Source organism: Streptomyces sp. Ac-502, from assembly GCF_045222935.1.
Lineage (GTDB): Bacteria > Actinomycetota > Actinomycetes > Streptomycetales > Streptomycetaceae > Streptomyces > Streptomyces monomycini.
In genome coordinates, this window is the sequence record NZ_JBHFFO010000001.1 from 510,103 (window position 1) to 528,037 (window position 17,935).

The following is a 17,935-nucleotide window of genomic DNA, read 5'->3' on the forward strand; positions in this document are numbered from 1 at the left end:
GGCCGAGGTACCCCCGCGCGACACCTTCCCCGGCGATGTACAGCTCCCCCGGCACCCCCACCGGAACCGGCCGCAGGAACCGGTCCAGGGCGAAGACCGCGAAGCCGTCGCGCGGACGGCCGATCGGCAGGACGGACGGGACCGGTGTGCCGGGTGCGACGGTGTGGGTGGTGGCGCACAGGGTGGTCTCCGTCGGCCCGTAGAGGTGGTGCACCTCGGCGTACGGGCAGGCGTCGGCCACCCGGGCGACCGCTTCGGCGGGCACCACGTCACCGCCGGTCAGCACGTGCCGCAGCCCCGCGAAGCACTCGGGGGTCTCCTGCGCCAGCGCCCGGAACAGCCCGGCCGTCACGTGCGCCGCCGTCACCTCGTGCTCCGCGACGAGTCCGGCGAGCGTCCCGCCGTCCATGTCCACGGCGGGCGCGACCACGACACAGCCGCCGTTCAGCAGTGGCACCCACAGCTCGAAGACGGACGCGTCGAAGGCGTGCGGCGCGTGGAACAGCACCCGGCCCGTGCCGATGCCGCCCCAGCACGTGTCGCGCGCGAGGGCCGCCGCGCCGCCATGGGTGACCAGCACGCCCTTGGGCGTCCCGGTCGAGCCGGAGGTGTACATCACGTACAGGCCGGACCCCGGTGCCACGTGCACGGGCGACGGGGACGGGGGAAGCCGTCGAGCGCTTCCCGCGTCCCGGCCTCGGTCACCACGAGCGCGGGGGCGGAGTCCTCCAGCAGGTGCCGCACCCGCTCGGCCGGGTAACCGGTGTCGACGGGGACGGAAACGGCTCCCGCCTTGGCGATGCCGAGGAGGACGGTCACCAGCTCGGCGGTGCGCGGCAGCAGCACCGCCACCCGGTCCCCCGGGCCGACGCCCTGCGCGTGCAGGTGGTGCGCGTACCGGTTGGCGCGTGCGTCCAGCTCCCGGTAGGTCAGGGTCAGCGCGCCCGACACGACGGCCGGAGCGTCCGGGAGACGGGCCGCGACCTCCTCGAACACGGCGGGTACCGTGCGGTCCGCGGCGCCGGTGTCCGGCTGCTGCCCGATGTTGACTCCCGAGACGAGGTGGTCCCGCTCGCCGTCCAGCAGGATGTCCAGGTCCCCCACCCGGGCCCGGGCGTCGCCGGCGAGCCGGCCGAACACCTCCACCAGCCGGGTGGCCAGGGCCTGCGCGGTGGCCGGGTCGAACAGGTCGGTGGCGAACTCCAGCAGGCCGTCGAGGCCGCCTCCGTCGGGGCGCTCCCGCAGTACCACGGACAGGTCGAACTTCGAGGAGGCCAGCCCCACCGGGACGGCTTCGGCGCCGAGCCCGGGTGCCGTGAACGCCGTGTCCGGGGCGTTCTGAAGGGCGAAGGCGACTTGGAAGAGCGGGTGCCTGGCGAGCGAGCGGACCGGGTTCAGGACGTCCACCAGGTGCTCGAAGGGCAGGTCCTGGTGGGCGTAGGCGGCGAGGTCGGTCTCCCTTACGCGGCCGACCAGTTCGGTGAAGGAAGGATTGCCGCTGACGTCCGTACGCAGCACCAGCGTGTTGAGGAAGTTGCCCACGAGGCCGTCGAGGGCCTCGTCGGAACGTCCGGCGACAGGCGTGCCGAGCGGTACGTCCTCGGCGCCGCCGAGCCGGGACAGCAGCACCGCGACGGCGGCCTGCGCGACCATGAACAGCGTCGCGTCGCACTGCCTGGCGATCTCCAGGAACCGCCGGTGCACGGCGGCGTCCACGGTGAACGGGAGCATCGCGCCCCGGTGACTGGCCGTGGCGGGGCGGGGCCGGTCGAAGGGCAGCTCCAGGTGTTCGGGGAGGTCGGCGAGGGCGCGGGTCCAGAAGTCGAGCTGCTTGCCGAAGAGGCCGTCCTCGGTGCCCCGGTCGAGCAGCTCGCGCTGCCACAGGGTGAAGTCGGCGTACTGGACGGGCAGCGGCGCCCAGCCGGGCGCGCGGCCCTCGGACCGTGCCGCGTACGCCGCCGACAGGTCCCGCGTCAGGACGCCCATGGACCAGCCGTCGGCGGCGATGTGGTGCACCACGACCAGCAGGACGTGCTCGGCGGGCGACACCTCGAACAGCGTGACCCGCCACGGCAGTTCCGTGTCGAGCCGGAACCCGCGGGCGGCCTCGGCGGCCAGCGCCGCGTCCACCGTCCCCTCGGCGACGGCGGTCACGGGTATCCGTGCCGGTACGGCTGCCAGGATCTCCTGGCGGGCGCTGCCACCGTCCTCCGGGTAGCGGGTGCGCAGCGTCTCGTGCCGGGCCACGACGTCGCTCCAGGCGATTTCCAGGGCGGTGACGTCCAACTCTCCCGTCAGCCGGACGGCGAGCGGGATGTTGTTGGTGGCGCTCGGTCCTTCGAGGCTGTGCAGGAACCACATCCGCTGCTGTCCGAACGACAGCGGCAGCGGATCGGGGCGTACGGCCGGGACCAGCGCCGGCCGTACGGCCTCGAACTCGTCCAGCCGTCCGACGAGCCCGGCGACCGTGGGCGCCTCGAACAACGCCCGGACCGAGATCTCCGCCCCCAGCGCCCCCTTCACCCGGCTCGCCAGCCGCATCGCGAGCAGCGAGTCCCCGCCCAGGTCGAAGAACCCGTCGTCGACACCGACCCGGTCCGCGTCCAGACCCAGCACCTCGGCGAACAGCCGGCACAGGATCTGCTCCTGGGGCGTGCGGGGCACGCGGTCCGAGGCGGACGCCGCTGCCGCGTAGTCGGGGACGGGGAGCGCGGCCCGGTCGACCTTTCCGTTGACGGTCAGCGGCAACGCGTCCAGGACGACCGTTGCCGACGGCATCATGTAGTCCGGCAGCCGCTCGGCCGCGAACTCCCGTAGGCGGGCGGCCTCCCCGACCACGTACGCGACGAGGCGCTTGTCGCCCGGCTGGTCCTCCCGCGCCAGTACCGCGACCTGCGCCACACCCGGGCACTGCCCGAGGACGGTCTCCACCTCGGCCGGTTCGACGCGGAAGCCGCGGATCTTCACCTGGTCGTCGGCCCGGCCCAGGAAGACGAGGTTGCCGTCCCGGTCCCAGCGCACCAGATCGCCGGTCCGGTACATCCGCCCGCCCCCGTACGGGCACGCCACGAAGCGTTCGGCGGTCAGCGCCGCCCGGCCGAGGTACCCCCGCACGACCCCGCTGCCGGCCACATACAGCTCCCCGGCGACACCCACCGGAACCGGCCGCAGGAAACTGTCCAGAACGAACACCCGTACGTCGTCCCGTGGCCCCCCGACGGGGAGGGCGGAGGGCGCCTTCGCGCCAGGGCCGAGGGCGAGAGTGGTCGCGCAGAGGGTGGTCTCCGTGGGGCCGTAGAGGTGGCGTACCGTCACTCCGGGGCAGGCGTCCATGACGCTCGCCACGGCTTCGGCGGGGACCACGTCGCCGCCGGTGAGGACGTGCCGGAGGCCGGCGAAGCACTCCGGAGTCTCCTGCGCCAGCACCCGGAACAGCCCAGCGGTCACGTGGACGGCCGTCAGCGCGTACTCACCGACCAGACGGGACAACGCCGCGCCGTCCAGGTCCACCGTCTCCGGCGCCACCACCACGCACCCGCCGTTCAACAACGGCACCCACACCTCAAAGGTCGAAGCGTCGAAGGCGTACGGCGCATGGAACAGGACGCGCCCCGTCGTCCCGATGTCTCCCCAGCAGGAGTCCAGCGCCAGCCCCGCCACACCCCCATGCGTCGCCACCACGCCCTTGGGCACACCTGTCGATCCGGACGTGTACATCACGTACAGCGCCGACTCCGGCGACAGCCCCACCGGCGACGCGGCAGCCGGGAAACCGCCGAGCGCCGCCTCGCGCACCTCCGCCTCCCCCACCACCAGCACCGGAGCCGCGTCCGCCAGCAACCACCGCACCCGCTCCGCCGGATACGACAGATCCACCGGCACGGACACCGCCCCGGCCTTCGCCACACCCAGCAGGACGACCACCAGCTCCACCGACCGCGCAAGCGCCACACCCACCCGATCGCCGGGAGCCACCCCCTTGGTACGCAGGTACCAGGCGAATCGATTCGCCCGAGCTTCCAGCTCCTCGTAGGTCAGGGACTCCGCCGCGGACACCACCGCCGCTTCCCGCGCGTACCGCCGCGCGGTCCGCTCGAAGAGGCCGGGCACGGTCGTCGGCGCGGCGCCCGGGGCACCGGTGTTCACGCCGTACAGCAGCCGGTCCCGTTCGCCGTCGACCAGGACGTCGAGGTCGCCGATCCGGGTGGCCGGGCCGGCGGCCACCTGTCCGAGGACGCGCACGAGGCGGTCGGCCAGGAGCTGGGCGTCCGCACGGGTGAACAGGTCGGGGCGGTAGGTCAGCCGGAAGCGCTCGGACATCGCGGTGAACGTCAGCGGGTAGTGCGCGGCGTCCCGGCCGCCGACGCTCGCGAGGTCGAGGTCCCCCGACACCGACCGTGCGGTGGTCCCGGTCAGGTCCAGGAGGTCGACGGGGTAGTTCTGGAAGACGGTCAGGGTGTCGAACAGGGTCCGGGTCCCGACGGTGTTCTGGACCTCGGCCAGGCTCAGGTGTTCGTGCGGCAGCAGCGCCGCCTGCGCTTCTTGGAGGCGGGTGAGCAGCTGCGCGACGGTGTCGGTGGCCGACCAGCGGGCCCGTACAGGAAGGGTGTTGATGAACAGGCCGACGGTGGTGTCGATGCCCGGGATCTCCGGCGGGCGCCCGGCCGTGGTCCCGCCGAAGACCACGTCGTCGCGTCCGGTCAGGGTGCCGAGCAGCACGGCCCACGCGCCGCGCATCACGGTGCTCATGGTCACCCCGTTGCGGCGGGCCAGCGCCGCGAGGTCCGTCACCAGCGGGGCGGGCAGTTCGACCCTTACCTCGTCGGGGTCGACCGGCGCGCGGTTGCCCGTCTCCGGTGCGACGAGGGTGGGACATGCCCCGCGCAGCGCCTGCCGCCATGCTTCGGCGGCGGCCGCGCTGTCGCGGCGGGCCAGCCAGCCGAGGTAGCTGCGGTACGGGGTGACCGGCGGGAGGGCGTGTTCGTCGCCGCCGTTGCGGTACAGCTCGACCAGTTCGTTCGCGATGATCGACGTCGACCAGCCGTCACAGAGGATGTGGTGGACGGTCAGCACGACGCGGGTACGGGTGTCGCCGACGCGGAGGGCGGTCAGGCGCAGCAGGGGCGGTGCCGCGAGGTCGAAGCGCCGGGTCCACTCCGCGCGTACCGCCTCGTCCAGGGCGTCCGCACGCCGGCCGGCCGGGACGGTGCGCAGGTCCAGTTCCTGCCACGGGAGGTCCGCGCGCTGCGGGACGATCTGCACCGTGTCGCCGGACTTCAGGGTGCGGAACCCGGCCCTGAGGGTCGGGTGCCGGCGTAACAGCGCGTGTCCCGCCGACCTGAGGGCGTCCGTGTCGAGAGGGCCGTCCAGGTCCAGGACCACCTGGCCCCGGTAGACGTCCGTGGCCTCGGCGTCGTACAGGGCGTGGAACAACATGCCCTTCTGCATCGGCGCGAGCGGCCATATGTCGGCCAGTCCGGGCTTGCTCACGGCTACTTTCCCCATTCCGTTTCGAGCTGGTCGATGTCGTCCTGCGTCAGGGCGACGAGGTCGAGGTCCGACGGGGTACGCCCGCCCGCGTCCGCTTGCGCGGCGCACGCCACCAGGGCCTCGGCGGCCCGGAACCACGCGTGGCCGAGCCGCCGCATGCCGGCCTCGGAGACCAGCGCCGGGTCCCAGGCCCAGTGCGCCGTCAGCCGGGGTCCGTCGTCGGTGTCCACGGTGCGGGCGTCGAGGTCGACCGGGTGGGTGCGTACGCCTTCGGGCGGGCGGGCGTCGCCGGTGGCGGTCCACGCGGTGGCCGTCCGGCGCTCGTCCGCGGCGGGGACGCGGCCGAGGTAGTTGAACAGGAGTGACGGCGTGGCGAGTCCGGTCAGGGCCGGGGCCGTCCGCGCGTTCAGGTGGCGCAGCAGTCCGTGGCCGATGCCGTGCTCGGGCAGTTCCCTGAGCTGCTCCTTGACGCGTTTGAGTACGGTCCCCGGGTCGGCGGCTCCGGTGCGGGCTCCGGCTTCCGTCCCGCCCGGATCGAGCCGGACCGGGTGGACGCTGGTGAACCAGCCGACCGTGCGGGACAGGTCGGTGCCGGGTGCGAGGCCGCTTTCGCGGCCGTGCCGTTCGAGGTCCACCAGGACGGCGCCGGGGCGGCCGCGCCATTCGGCGACCGCGAGCACCAGTGCGGCGAGGAGCACTTCGGTGACATCGGCGTGGAAGGCCGCCGGGACGGTGGTGAGCAGGGCTGCCGACGTGTCGGGGGCCAGGGTCATGCGCAGTTCCCCGGACCCGCCCGGCCCGGTGGGCGTGGCCGGCAGCAGCGGGGCGGTGGGCGCGCCGACCCGCTGCCAGAGCGGCAGTTCGGCAGTACGGGCGGGGTCGTGGGCGGCCTGCCGCAGCAGGTCCGCCCAGCGGCGGAAGGACGTACGCACCGGTGGCAGGGCCGGGGTGGTGCCCGCCTGGACCGCCTCGCAGGCGAGCGCCAGGTCGTCTAGGAGGACGCGCCAGGACGCGCTGTCGACGCACAGGTGGTGGGCGGCGAGGAAGAGCCGGCCCGGCCGGTGCGGGCCCACGTCGAACCGGACGGCTTGCAGGACGGTGCCGGCGCGCGGGTCGAGGTGGCCGGTCGCGGCGGCGCACTGCTCACGGACGATCGTCGCCGTGATCTGCTCGGCCGGTCCCGGCAGCCGTACGGTCCGCAGCAGGTCCGCCGCCTGGACGGAACCCGGCGGCCTGATGTGCAGAGCACCGGTGTCGTCGGGGCCGAGGCGGAGCCGCAGGGCGCCGTGATGGTCCAGGACGGCTTGCAGGGCGGTGGTGAGGTCGGCGGCGGTCAGGCCGGTGGGGGTCCAGACCATGACGGTCTGGTGCAGCGGCCCGGCCAGTGCCTGCCGGTCGGCGAGCTGCCGCATGACCGGGGTGAGGGGGACGGGGCCGTCGCCGTCGTCGTGCCGGGTCTCCTCCTCCGTGACGGGCCGGGCGGCGAGCGCGAGGGCTTCCGGGGTCTTGTGCTGGAAGACGTCGGTCGCGCTGATCCGGTACCCGGCCCGGGCGGCGCGGGCGACGAGTTGCAGGGAGATGATGCTGTCGCCGCCGAGTTCGAAGAAGTTGGCGTCGGCGCCGATGCCGAAGGCCGGTGCCGGGGCCTCGGGGGCCGCCGGGGGTGTGGGGGCTGCCGGGGGCCGCGGGGCGCCGGGGTGCGGACCGGCCGGGCGCGGGACGACCGGTTCCGGCACATCCGGGCGCGGTACGTCCGGTGGCCGGACGTCCGGCCGCGGGGCGGGCGGCTCGGCACGCGCGTCCGGCGTCACCAGCCCGAGAACCTCCGCGAAGAGGCCGCAGAACAGCGTTTCGAGCGGGGTGCGGGGCGCGCGGGCCGATGCGGCTGCCGCCGCCACGTAGTCGGGTGCGGGCAGCGCGGCCCGGTCGACCTTGCCGTTGTCCGTGACGGGCAGCGCGTCGAGGGTGACGACGGCGCCGGGGATCATGTAGTCCGGCAGCCGCTCGGCCGCGAAGTCCCGTACGCCGTCCGCCTCCCCGACGACGTACGCGACCAGGCGCTTGTCCCCGGGCCGGTCCTCCCGTACGACGACGGCGGCCTGGTCCACCCCCGGGCACTGCCCGAGGACGGCTTCGATCTCGGCCGGCTCGATACGGAAGCCCCGTACCTTCACCTGGTCGTCGGCCCGCCCGAGGAAGACGAGCCTGCCGTCCCGGTCCCAGCGCACCAGGTCACCGGTCCGGTACATCCGCCCACCGCCGTACGGGCACGCCACGAACCGCTCGGCGGTCAGCGCCGCACGGCCGAGGTACCCCCGCGCGACGCCCTCCCCGGCGACGTACAGCTCACCCGCCACGTCCGTGGGCACCGGGCGCAGCAGCGGGTCCAGGACGAAGACGCGTACGCCGTCGCGCGGGCGGCCGATCGGCAGGACGGACGGTGCTTGCGTGCCGGGGGCGAGGGTGTGGATGGTGGCGCACAGGGTGGTCTCGGTCGGTCCGTACAGGTGGTGGACGGCGACGCCGGGGCAGGCTTCGGTGACCCGGGCGACGGCTTCGGCGGGGACCACGTCACCGCCGGTCAGGACGTGCCGGAGGCCCTTGAAGCAGTCGGGCGTCTCCTGCGCCAGCACCCGGAACAGCCCGGCGGTGACGTGGACGGCCGTCAGCGCGTGCGCGTCGGTCAGCCGGGCCACCGTGTCCCCGTCCAGGTCCAGCGGCGGCGCGACGACCACGCGACCGCCGTTGAGCAGCGGCACCCACAGCTCCAGGGTGGACGCGTCGAAGGTGTGCGGGGCGTGGAAGAGCGTCCGGCCGCTGCCGATGCCGTGCCAGCAGGGGTCGAGGGCGAGCGCGGTGACGTTCGCGTGCGTGGCGAGGACGCCTTTGGGCGTCCCGGTCGAGCCGGAGGTGTACATGACGTACAGCCCGGAGTCCGGCGCGACCTGCGCGGCCGGCGGGGCGGCCGGGAAGTACCGCAGTGCCTCCAGCACTTCGGAGCGCGTCATGACCAGGACGGGCTCGGCGTCCTCCAGCAGGAACCGCACCCGTTCGACCGGGTACGCCGTGTCGAGGGGCACGGCTGTCGCACCCGTCTTGGCGATGCCGAGCAGTACCGCGACCAGCTCCGCCGAGCGGTCGAGCAGCACGGCGACCCGGTCGCCCGCGGTGACGCCCTTCGCGTGCAGGTACTGGGCGCAACGGTCGGCCCGCGCGTCCAGTTCCCGGTAGGTCAGCGTGCCGTCGGCGGACTCCACGGCCACCGCGTCGCCGTGCCGGGCGACGACCCGTTCGAAGCACTGCGGCACGGTCGCGTCCCGGGTGGCCGCCCGGCGTGGCGCCACCGCCGCCGCGATCCGGCTCCGCTCGTCGTCACCGAGCACGTCCACCGCACCGGCCCGTACGGCGGGGTCCGCGGTGACCTGGTCGAGCACCCGCAGCAGCCGGGCCACCAGCCGTTGCGCCGTGGCGGGGTCGAACAGGTCGGTGGCGAACTCCAGGTAGCAGTCCAGGCCCGCGGGGGCACCGTCCGGGCCCCGGCGTTCCCACATCAGGACCGACAGGTCGAACTTCGAGGTGGACATCCGCACCGGTACCGGCCGGGACTCCAGCCCCGGAGCGTCGAAGTGCGTCTCGGGCGCGTTCTGGAGGGCGAAGGCGACCTGGAAGAGCGGGTGCCGGGCCAGCGAGCGGACCGGGTTCAGCACTTCCACCAGGTGCTCGAAGGGCAGGTCCTGGTGGACGTACGCGGCGAGGTCGGTCTCCCGTACGCGGCCGACCAGTTCGGTGAAAGAGGGGTTTTCGCTGAGGTCTGTCCGCAGCACCAGCGTGTTGAGGAAGTTGCCGACCAGGTGGTCCACGGCCTCGTCCGTACGGCCCGCGACGGGGGTGCCGAGCGGGATGTCCTCCCCGGCGCCGAGCCGGGACAGCAGCACCGCGACGGCGGCCTGCGCGACCATGAACAGCGTCGCGTCGCACTGCCTGGCGATCTCCAGGAGCCGCCGGTGCACGGCGGCGTCCACCGTGAAGGGCAGGAACGCTCCCCGGTGGGTCGCCACCGGCGGTCGGGGGCGGTCGAACGGCAGCTTCAGGTGTTCCGGCAGGCCCGCCAGGGCCTCGGACCAGAACGCGGCCTGCCTGCCGAACAGGCCGTCCGGGGTGTCCTGGGTGAGCAGGTCGCGCTGCCAGACGGTGAAGTCGGCGTACTGGACGGCCGGCGGTGCCCAGCCAGGCGCGTGGCCTGCGGCCCGTGCGACGTAGGCGGTCGCCAGGTCGTCGGCCAGGACGCCCATGGACCAGCCGTCGGCGGCGATGTGGTGCACCACGATCAGCAGGACGTGATCAGTGGGCGACACCTCGAACAGGGTCACGCGCCACGGCAGTTCGATCTCGATGTGGAAGCCCTGCTCGACACCGGCGGCCAGCGCCTGTTCCACGTCGTCCGCACCGATCCGGACGGTGGCGAGGTGTACGGGCACCTCGGCGGCGGCCACGATCTCCTGCCGCGCACTGTCGCCGTGCGCGGGGTAGCGGGTGCGCAGCGTCTCGTGCCGGGCCACGATGTCGGCCCAGGACGCCTCCAGCGCCGTGACGTTCAGCTCTCCCGTCAGCCGGACGGCGAGGGGAATGTTGTTGGTGGCGCTCGGTCCTTCAAGGCTGTGCAGGAACCACATCCGCTGCTGCCCGAAAGACAGCGGCAGCGGATCGGGCCGGTCCACCGGTACGAGTACGGGCCGCACGGCCTCGAACTCGTCCAGCCGCCCGGCCAGCCCCGCGACCGTGGGCGCCTCGAACAGCGCCCGTACCGGGATCTCCGCACCCAGTGCGCCCTTGACCCGGCTCGCCAGCCGCGTCGCGAGCAGCGAGTCCCCGCCCAGGTCGAAGAACCCGTCGTCGACACCGACCCGGTCCGCGTCCAGACCCAGCACCTCGGCGAACAGCCGGCACAGGATCTGTTCCTGCGGGGTACGGGGCGCGCGGGCCGACGACTCCGCCGTGGCGTAGTCGGGGGCGGGCAGCAGCGCCCGGTCGACCTTTCCGTTGGCCGTCAGCGGCAGCGCGTCCAGGACGACTGTGGCCGACGGGATCATGTGGTCCGGCAGCCGCTCGGCCGCGAACTCCCGTAGACGGGCGGCCTCTCCGACGACGTACGCGACGAGGCGCTTGTCGCCGGGGCGGTCCTCCCGTACGACGACGGCGGCCTGGTCCACGCCGGGGCACCGTCCGAGAACGGTTTCCACCTCGGCGGGTTCGATGCGGAAGCCGCGGATCTTCACCTGGTCGTCGGCCCGCCCGAGGAAGACGAGGTTGCCGTCCCGGTCCCAGCGCACCAGATCGCCGGTCCGGTACATCCGCCCACCGCCGTACGGGCACGCCACGAAGCGTTCGGCGGTCAGCGCCGCCCGGCCAAGGTACCCCCGAGCGACACCCCGCCCGGCCACATACAGCTCCCCGGCGACACCCACCGGCACCGGCCGCAGGAAGCCGTCCAGAACGAACACCCGCAGGCCGTCCCGGGGCTCGCCGATCGGCAGCACCGGCGGTACCTTCTCACCCGGCTCGATGACGTACGCGGTGGCGCACAGGGTGGTCTCGGTCGGCCCGTACAGGTGGCGGATCTCGGCGCCGGGGCACGCCTCGGCCACTCGGGCGACGGCTTCGGCGGGCACCACGTCGCCGCCGGTGAGGACGTGCCGGAGGCCGGTGAAGCACTCCGGATTCTCCTGCGCCAGCACCCGGAACAGCCCAGCGGTCACATGGACGGCCGTCAGCGCGTACTCACCGACCAGACGGGACAACGCCCCGCCGTCCAGGCCCACTTTCGGCGCCACCACCACGCACCCGCCGTTCAGCAACGGCACCCACAGCTCAAAGATCGAGGCGTCGAAGGCGTACGGAGCATGGAACAGGACGCGGCCCGAGCCGATGTCTCCCCAGCAGGAGTCCAGCGCCAGCCCCGCCACACCCCCATGCGTGGCCACGACGCCCTTGGGCACACCTGTCGATCCGGACGTGTACATCACGTACAGCGCCGACTCCGGCGACACCTCCACCGGCGACGCGGCAGCCGGGAAACCGCCGAGCGCCGCCTCGCGTACCTCCGCCTCCCCCACCACCAGCACCGGAGCCGCGTCCGCCAGCAACCACCGCACCCGCTCCGCCGGATACGACAGATCCACCGGCACGGACACCGCCCCGGCCTTCGCCACACCCAGTAGGGCGACCACCAGCTCCACCGACCGCGCAAGCGCCACACCCACCCGGTCGCCGGAGGTCACGCCCCTGGAGCGCAGGTACCGGGCGAACCGGTTGGCCCGCGCGTCCAGTTCGCCGTACGTCAGCGACGTGGCGCCCGCCGTCACGGCGGTGTCGGCGCGGGACCGCAGCACGGTGGCGTCGAACTGGCCGAGGACCGTACGGGCGCCGGCGTCCGCCGTACCGACGTTGACGCCGGTGACGAGCCGCCGCCGCTCCTCGGGGGCCAGCAGTTCGACCTCGCCGACCCGCAGCTCCGGGTCGCCGGCCACCTGGTCGAGCACCGCGAGCAGCCGGGTGACCAGGCTCTGCGCTCCGTCCGGGTCGAAGAGGTCGGTGGCGAACTCCAGGTAGCCGTCGAGGCCGGAGCCGCCGGGCCGCTCCCCCAGGCCGAAGACCAGGTCGAACTCGACCGTGGCCGGGGACACCGGGACCGGTTCCGTGCCGAGGCCGGGCAGGTCCCACGCGGGGTGCAGCTCGTCCTCCAGCACCAGCAGCACCTGGAACAGCGGGTGCCGGGCGGTCGAACGGGCGGGCCTCAGCGCCTCCACGAGGTGTTCGAACGGGAGGTCCTGGTGGGCGTAGGCGGCGAGGTCGGCGTCCCGGGCGCGCGCCACCAGTTCGGTGAAGGTCGGATCGCCCCCGGCGTCGGTGCGCAGCACCAGGGTGTTGAGGAAGAACCCGACGACGCCGTCCAGGGACTCGTCGGTACGTTCCGTGACGGGGGTGCCGAGCGGGATGTCCTCGCCCGCGCCGAGCCGGGACAGCAGCAGGACGACCGCGGCCTGCGCGACGGTGAACAGGGTGGTGTCGCACGCGCGGGCGACGGCGCCGAGCCGTTGGTGCGTCCGGGCGTCGACGGTGAACGGCAGCACGGCGCCGCGGTGGCTCGCCGTGGCCGGGCGCGGCCGGTCGGTGGGCAGTTCGATGTGGTCCGGCAGGCCGGCCAGGGCCTCGGTCCAGTGGGCGAGTTGCGTGTCGAGCAGGCCGTTGGCGCTGTCGAGGAGCGCGTGCTGCCAGAGGGTGAAGTCGGCGTACTGGACCGGCAGGGGCGCCCAGTCGGGCGCGTGACCCGTGCTCCGCGCCGTGTACGCCGTCGACAGGTCGTGGGCCAGGACGCCCATCGACCAGCCGTCGGCGGCGATGTGGTGCACGACCACCAGGAGTACGTGGGCGTCGGCGGACAGGGCGAACAGGGTGGCCCGCCGGGGCGGTGCCGTGTCGAGGGTGAAGCGGCGGCCGATGTGCTCGGTCAGTACGGCGTCGAGCGATGCCTCGTCGGCGGGGACGACCGGCAGCTCCAGGACGTCCTCCGGCCTGTCACCGTCCAGCACCAGCTGGTGCGGTACGCCGTCCCGCTCGGGGAAGACCGTACGCAGCGGTTCGTGGCGCGCGATCACGTCCGCCCAGGCGGCGCGGAGCGCGGGCAGGTCCAGGCTGCCGGTCAGCCGGACGGCCATGGCCATGTTGTAGGCGCCGGTGTCCTCCAGCCGGTTCGCGAACCACATGCGCTGCTGTCCGAACGACAGCGGCAGGATTTCCGGCCGCCGTCCCGCGACCACACGCGGGCGGCCGGCGCCCAGCGCGTCCAGCAGTCCGGCCAGCGCCGCGACGGTGGGCGACTGGAACAGCACGGTGAGGGGGATCTCGACGCCCAGGGCGGTGCGGGCCCTGCTGGTCAGGCGCATGGCCAGCAGGGAGTCGCCGCCCAGGTCGAAGAACCGGTCGTCGATCCCGACCCGCTCCAGGCCCAGGACTTCGGCGAAGAGCCGGCACAGGGTCTGTTCCTGCGGGGTGCGGGGCGGTCGGTCCGAGACGGCCGCCGCGCGGTCGGGGGCGGGCAGCGCGGCCCGGTCGACCTTGCCGTTGGCCGACAGCGGCAGCGCGTCCAGGGGGACGAGGGTGCCGGGGACCATGTGGTCCGGCAGCTGCTCGGCGGCGAAGGTCCGTACGCCGTCCGTCTCCCCGACGACGTACGCGACCAGCCGCTTGTCACCGGGCCGGTCCTCGCGGACGACGACGGCGGCCTGCTCCACGCCCGGCGCCCGGCCGAGGACGGCCTCGACCTCGGCCGGCTCGATCCGGAAGCCCCGGACCTTCACCTGGTCGTCGGCGCGGCGCAGGAAGACCAGGCGGCCGTGGCGGTCCCAGCGCACGAGGTCGCCGGTGCGGTACATCCGCCCGCCGCCGTACGGGCAGGCGACGAAACGTTCCGCGGTGCGCGCGGGGCGGTTCAGGTAGCCGGGGGCCACGCCCCGCCCCGCGACGTACAGCTCACCGGCGGCGCCGGGCGGTACCGGGCGCAGCGCCCGGTCCAGGACGAAGACCCGTACACCGTCGCGCGGACCGCCGATCGGGAGCACCACCGGCGCCTTCGCTCCCGGCGGGACGGTGTACGTGGTGGCGCACAGGGTGATTTCCGTGGGCCCGTACAGGTGGTGCAGCGTGGCGTCCGGGCACGCTTCGGTGACGCGGGCGACGGCTTCGGCGGGAACCACGTCACCGCCGGTCAGGACGTGCCGGAGGCCCCCGAAGCAGTCGGGCGTCTCCTGGGCCAGCAGCCGGAACAGCCCGGCCGTGACGTGGACGGCCGTCAGCGCGTGGGCGGCGATCAGCCTGGCCAGGGCGCTCCCGGTCAGCTCCGCCTCCGGTGCCACCACGACGCACCCGCCGTTGAGCAGCGGCACCCACAGTTCGAACGTCGAAGCGTCGAAGGCGTGCGGGGCGTGGAAGAGGACGCGCCCGGTGCCGATGTCGTCCCAGCACGTGTCCAGGGCGAGCGCCGCGACGTTGCCGTGGGTGGCCGTGACGCCCTTGGGCGTGCCCGTCGAACCGGAGGTGTACATCACGTACAGGCCCGCCTCCGGCGAGATCCGTACCGGGAGCGGCGCGGCCGGGAAGTCCCGCAGGAAAGCTTGCCGCAGCGCCTCCTCCCCGCTCGCGACCAGCGTGGGGGCGGAGTCCTCCAGCAGGTACCGCACCCGCTCGGCCGGGTAGGACGGGTCCACCGGTACGGCCAGCGCACCGGCCTTGGCGATGCCCAGCAGGGCGACGACCAGTCCGGCGGAGCGGGGCAGCACGACGCCGACGCGGTGGCCCGGCGCCACTCCCCCGGCGTGCAGGTACCGGGCGAACCGGTTCGCCCGTGCGTCGAGTTCCGCGTACGTGAGGGTGTCCGCGTCCGAGACGACCGCGGCCGCGTCCGGGAAGCGGGCGGCGACCTCCGCGAACCGTGCGGGGACGGTCGTGTCCGGGGCGGCCGCCCGGCCGGTGTTCACCCCGGTGAGCAGCCGCGCTTCCTCGCCGTCGAGCAGGACGCCGGTCTCGCTCACCCGCAGCGCCGGGTCCGCGGTGACCCGGGTGAGGACCGCGGTGAGCCGGGCGGCCAGCAGGGCGGCCGTCTCCCGGTCGAAGAGTTCCGCGTTGTGCCAGAGCCCGCCGTCGATGCCGTCGGGCCGGCCGTCCGCGTCATGGCGTTCGGTCAGGTTGAGGTAGAGGTCGAAGAGGCCAAACGTCAGGTCGTCGCGCGCCGCCTCGATACCGACCCGCTCCGGTACGGCGGTCAGGCCGGGCAGGTCCCAGGCGGAGCCGGGCGAGTCCTCCATCACCAGCAGCACCTGGAAGAGCGGGTGGCGGGCCAGCGAGCGGTCCGGGTTGAGCACGCCGACGAGGTGTTCGAAGGGCAGGTCCTGGTGGGCCTCGGCGGCGCGGCCGGTGGCGTGGACCCGCCGCACCAGGTCGGTGAAGGCGGGGTCCCCGGTGAGGTCGGTCCGCAGGACCAGGGTGTTGGCCACGAACCCGACCAGCTCCGCCAGCGTCTCGTCGGTGCGCGCGTCGACCGGGGAGCCGATGGGGATGTCGTCACCCGCGCCCAGGCGCGAGAGCAGGACGGCGAGCGCGGCCCGTACGACCGTGGGCGGGGTGGCGTCGCAGTCGTCCGCGATCTTCAGCAGGGCCCGGTGGACACCCGGCGGGATCCGGACCGGTACCGAACTCCCCTCGTGCCGGGGCTCGGCGGGACGCGGCCGGTCGCAGGGCAGGTCCAGCTGGGCGGGCAGACCCGCCAGGGCCTGGCGCCAGTAGGCGAGCTGCCGCCCGTACACGCTGTCCGGGTCCTGCTCGGCACCGAGCAGTTCCTGCTGTCGCCGGGCGAAGTCGGTGTACGCGACGGGCGGCGGCCACTCCGGCGTCCGGCCCCGCGACCGGGCGGCGTAGGCGCGTGACAGGTCGCGGGCCAGCACCTCCAGGGACCGGCCGTCGACGGCGATGTGGTGTACCACCAGGAGCAGTACGTGCTCGCGCGGGGAGAGGGCGTACAGCGTCGCCCGGCACGGCGGTTCGGCCCGCAGGTCGAACTCCCGGCCTGCTTCGGCGGCGAGGACCGCCGCCAGTTCCTCCTCGGTGACGCCTCGGTCGCCGAGTCCGGCCGGCGGCTCGTCCCGCACCTGCTGCCAGGTCTCCCCGTCCGCCTCGGCGAAGACCGTACGCAGTGCCTCGTGGCGGCCGACCACATCGGCCCACGCCGCCTCCAGCGCCGCCGTGCGCAGCCTGCCGACGAGCCGGACCGCCATGGCCATCGTGTACGCGGCGCCCGCGTTCTCCAGCCGGTTGACGAACCACATCCGCTGCTGACCGAACGACAACGGAATCCCCGTCGGTTCCGTCCGGTCACCGCGGTTATTCCCGTTTGTGCGCACGCCGAGCTCCCCCGTGAATTGCAACGCCGCGCGGCCACACCGTTATCCGGGGCGCGCGGCGGCAGCTCTTGCGGCGAACATACCCGTAACGCGCCGGGCCCGCGCAGTGTCCAGACAGCGGAATATTGACGTCCAGAAGAAGGGGAATTCCCAGCGGTGTCAGTGTGCGACGGGTGGGAATTCGACGCGGATTTCGAGGCCGCCTTCCGGCAGCGCCTCGGCATGCAGATCCGCGTCGTGGGCGGCCGCGATGGCGGCGACGATCGACAGGCCGATGCCCTGGCCGTCGTGGCCGCCGAGGCGGGTCGCGCGCAGCCGCTGGAACGGCTGGAAGATCAGCTCGACCTGGGACGGGAGGACTTCGGGCCCGGTGTTGCGGACGCTCAGCGCCGGCCGGCCCTCGCGCAGGCCCGTCCGCACCCGTACCTGTCCGTCGGGCACGTTGTGCCGGACCGCGTTGTCGACCAGGTTGATGATCAGCCGCTCGACCAGCGGCGGGTCGCCCAGCACGGCGGCGGGCGCCAGTTCGCTGCCGATCCGCACACCGGACGGGCCGTCGGCGTCCCGCGGCCGGTCCAGGTGGTCGGCGGCCAGCGCCGCCAGGTCCACCGGCACCCGCCGGTCCAGGCCGCGCTGGCTGCGGGCCAGCGTCAGCAGCGCCTCGATCAGCTTCTCCTGCCGGGCGTTGCTGCCCAGCACGCGGACGCACGTCTCCCGCAGTTCGGCGGCGCTCGCGTCGGGGTCGGCGAGGGTGATCTCCAGCAGGCTGCGTTCGAAGGTGAGCGGGGTGCGCAGCTCGTGGGAGGCGTTGGCGACGAACCTGCGCTGCGCCTCGAAGGCTCCCTCCAGATGGTCGAGCAGCGCGTCGAACGTGTCGGCCAGGTCCTTGATCTCGTCGGACGGGCCGGGCGCGCCGAGCCGCCGGTGCAGGTCGCTGGCCGAGATTTCCCTCGCGGTGTCCGCCATGGTGCGCAGCGGCCGCAGCGCCCGGCCGGCCATCAACCAGCCCAGCCACACCGACAGGAAAGTCAGCAGCGCCAGCGCGATCCCGGAGGAGGTGAGGAGTTTTTGCAGGTAGTCGCTGCGCTGCTGGTTCAGTTGCTGTTCCAGGTCCACCGTCGGGGCCGGTACGTCGGCGCCGAGGCCGAGGCCGCTGGGTGTCACGGAGGCGGCCGGCGGAGCGGGCGGTTCGACGCCGGCCCATGGCGGCCGCCCGGCCACCAGCAGGTAGACGACGGTGAGCAGCAGCACGCCGGTGACCAGGAAGAGCGCCCCGTAGAGGAGGGTGAGCCGGAGCCGGATGGTCCAACGCACCTTGGCCAGGGGGCCGGAGGCGGGGCGGCCGGGGGCGGGGCGGCCGGGCGCCGAACCGCTGGGCGCGGGACGGCCGGACGCTGGACGGCCGGACGCGGTACCGCCGGACGCGGAACCGCCGGATGGGCGGCCGCCGGACGCGCGGCGGGCCGGGCGGAGTGTGCGGCGCATCACCGGCC

Annotated in this window: 3 protein-coding genes and 1 pseudogene; all 4 read right to left on the minus strand. The window is 74.0% G+C overall.

Annotated elements, in window-relative coordinates:
• Nucleotides 1-64 precede the first annotated feature (64 nt).
• Nucleotides 65-616, minus strand: a pseudogene (locus ACEXOX_RS02450) (AMP-binding protein); the annotation flags it as partial.
• Nucleotides 616-5,490, minus strand: a complete 4,875-nt coding sequence (locus tag ACEXOX_RS02455) for an amino acid adenylation domain-containing protein (RefSeq protein ID WP_406518793.1) — start codon at nucleotides 5,488-5,490, stop codon at nucleotides 616-618. The pseudogene ACEXOX_RS02450 and the gene ACEXOX_RS02455, both read right to left, overlap by 1 nt.
• Before the next feature lie 2 nt (nucleotides 5,491-5,492).
• A complete protein-coding gene (locus tag ACEXOX_RS02460; protein ID WP_406518795.1) occupies nucleotides 5,493-16,388 on the minus strand; it encodes an amino acid adenylation domain-containing protein in 10,896 nt (3,631 codons plus the stop codon).
• A gap of 213 nt (nucleotides 16,389-16,601) precedes the next feature.
• On the minus strand, nucleotides 16,602-17,927 hold the full coding sequence (locus ACEXOX_RS02465; RefSeq protein ID WP_406518796.1) for a sensor histidine kinase: 1,326 nt from the start codon (nucleotides 17,925-17,927) through the stop codon (nucleotides 16,602-16,604).
• Nucleotides 17,928-17,935: the final 8 nt, after the last annotated feature.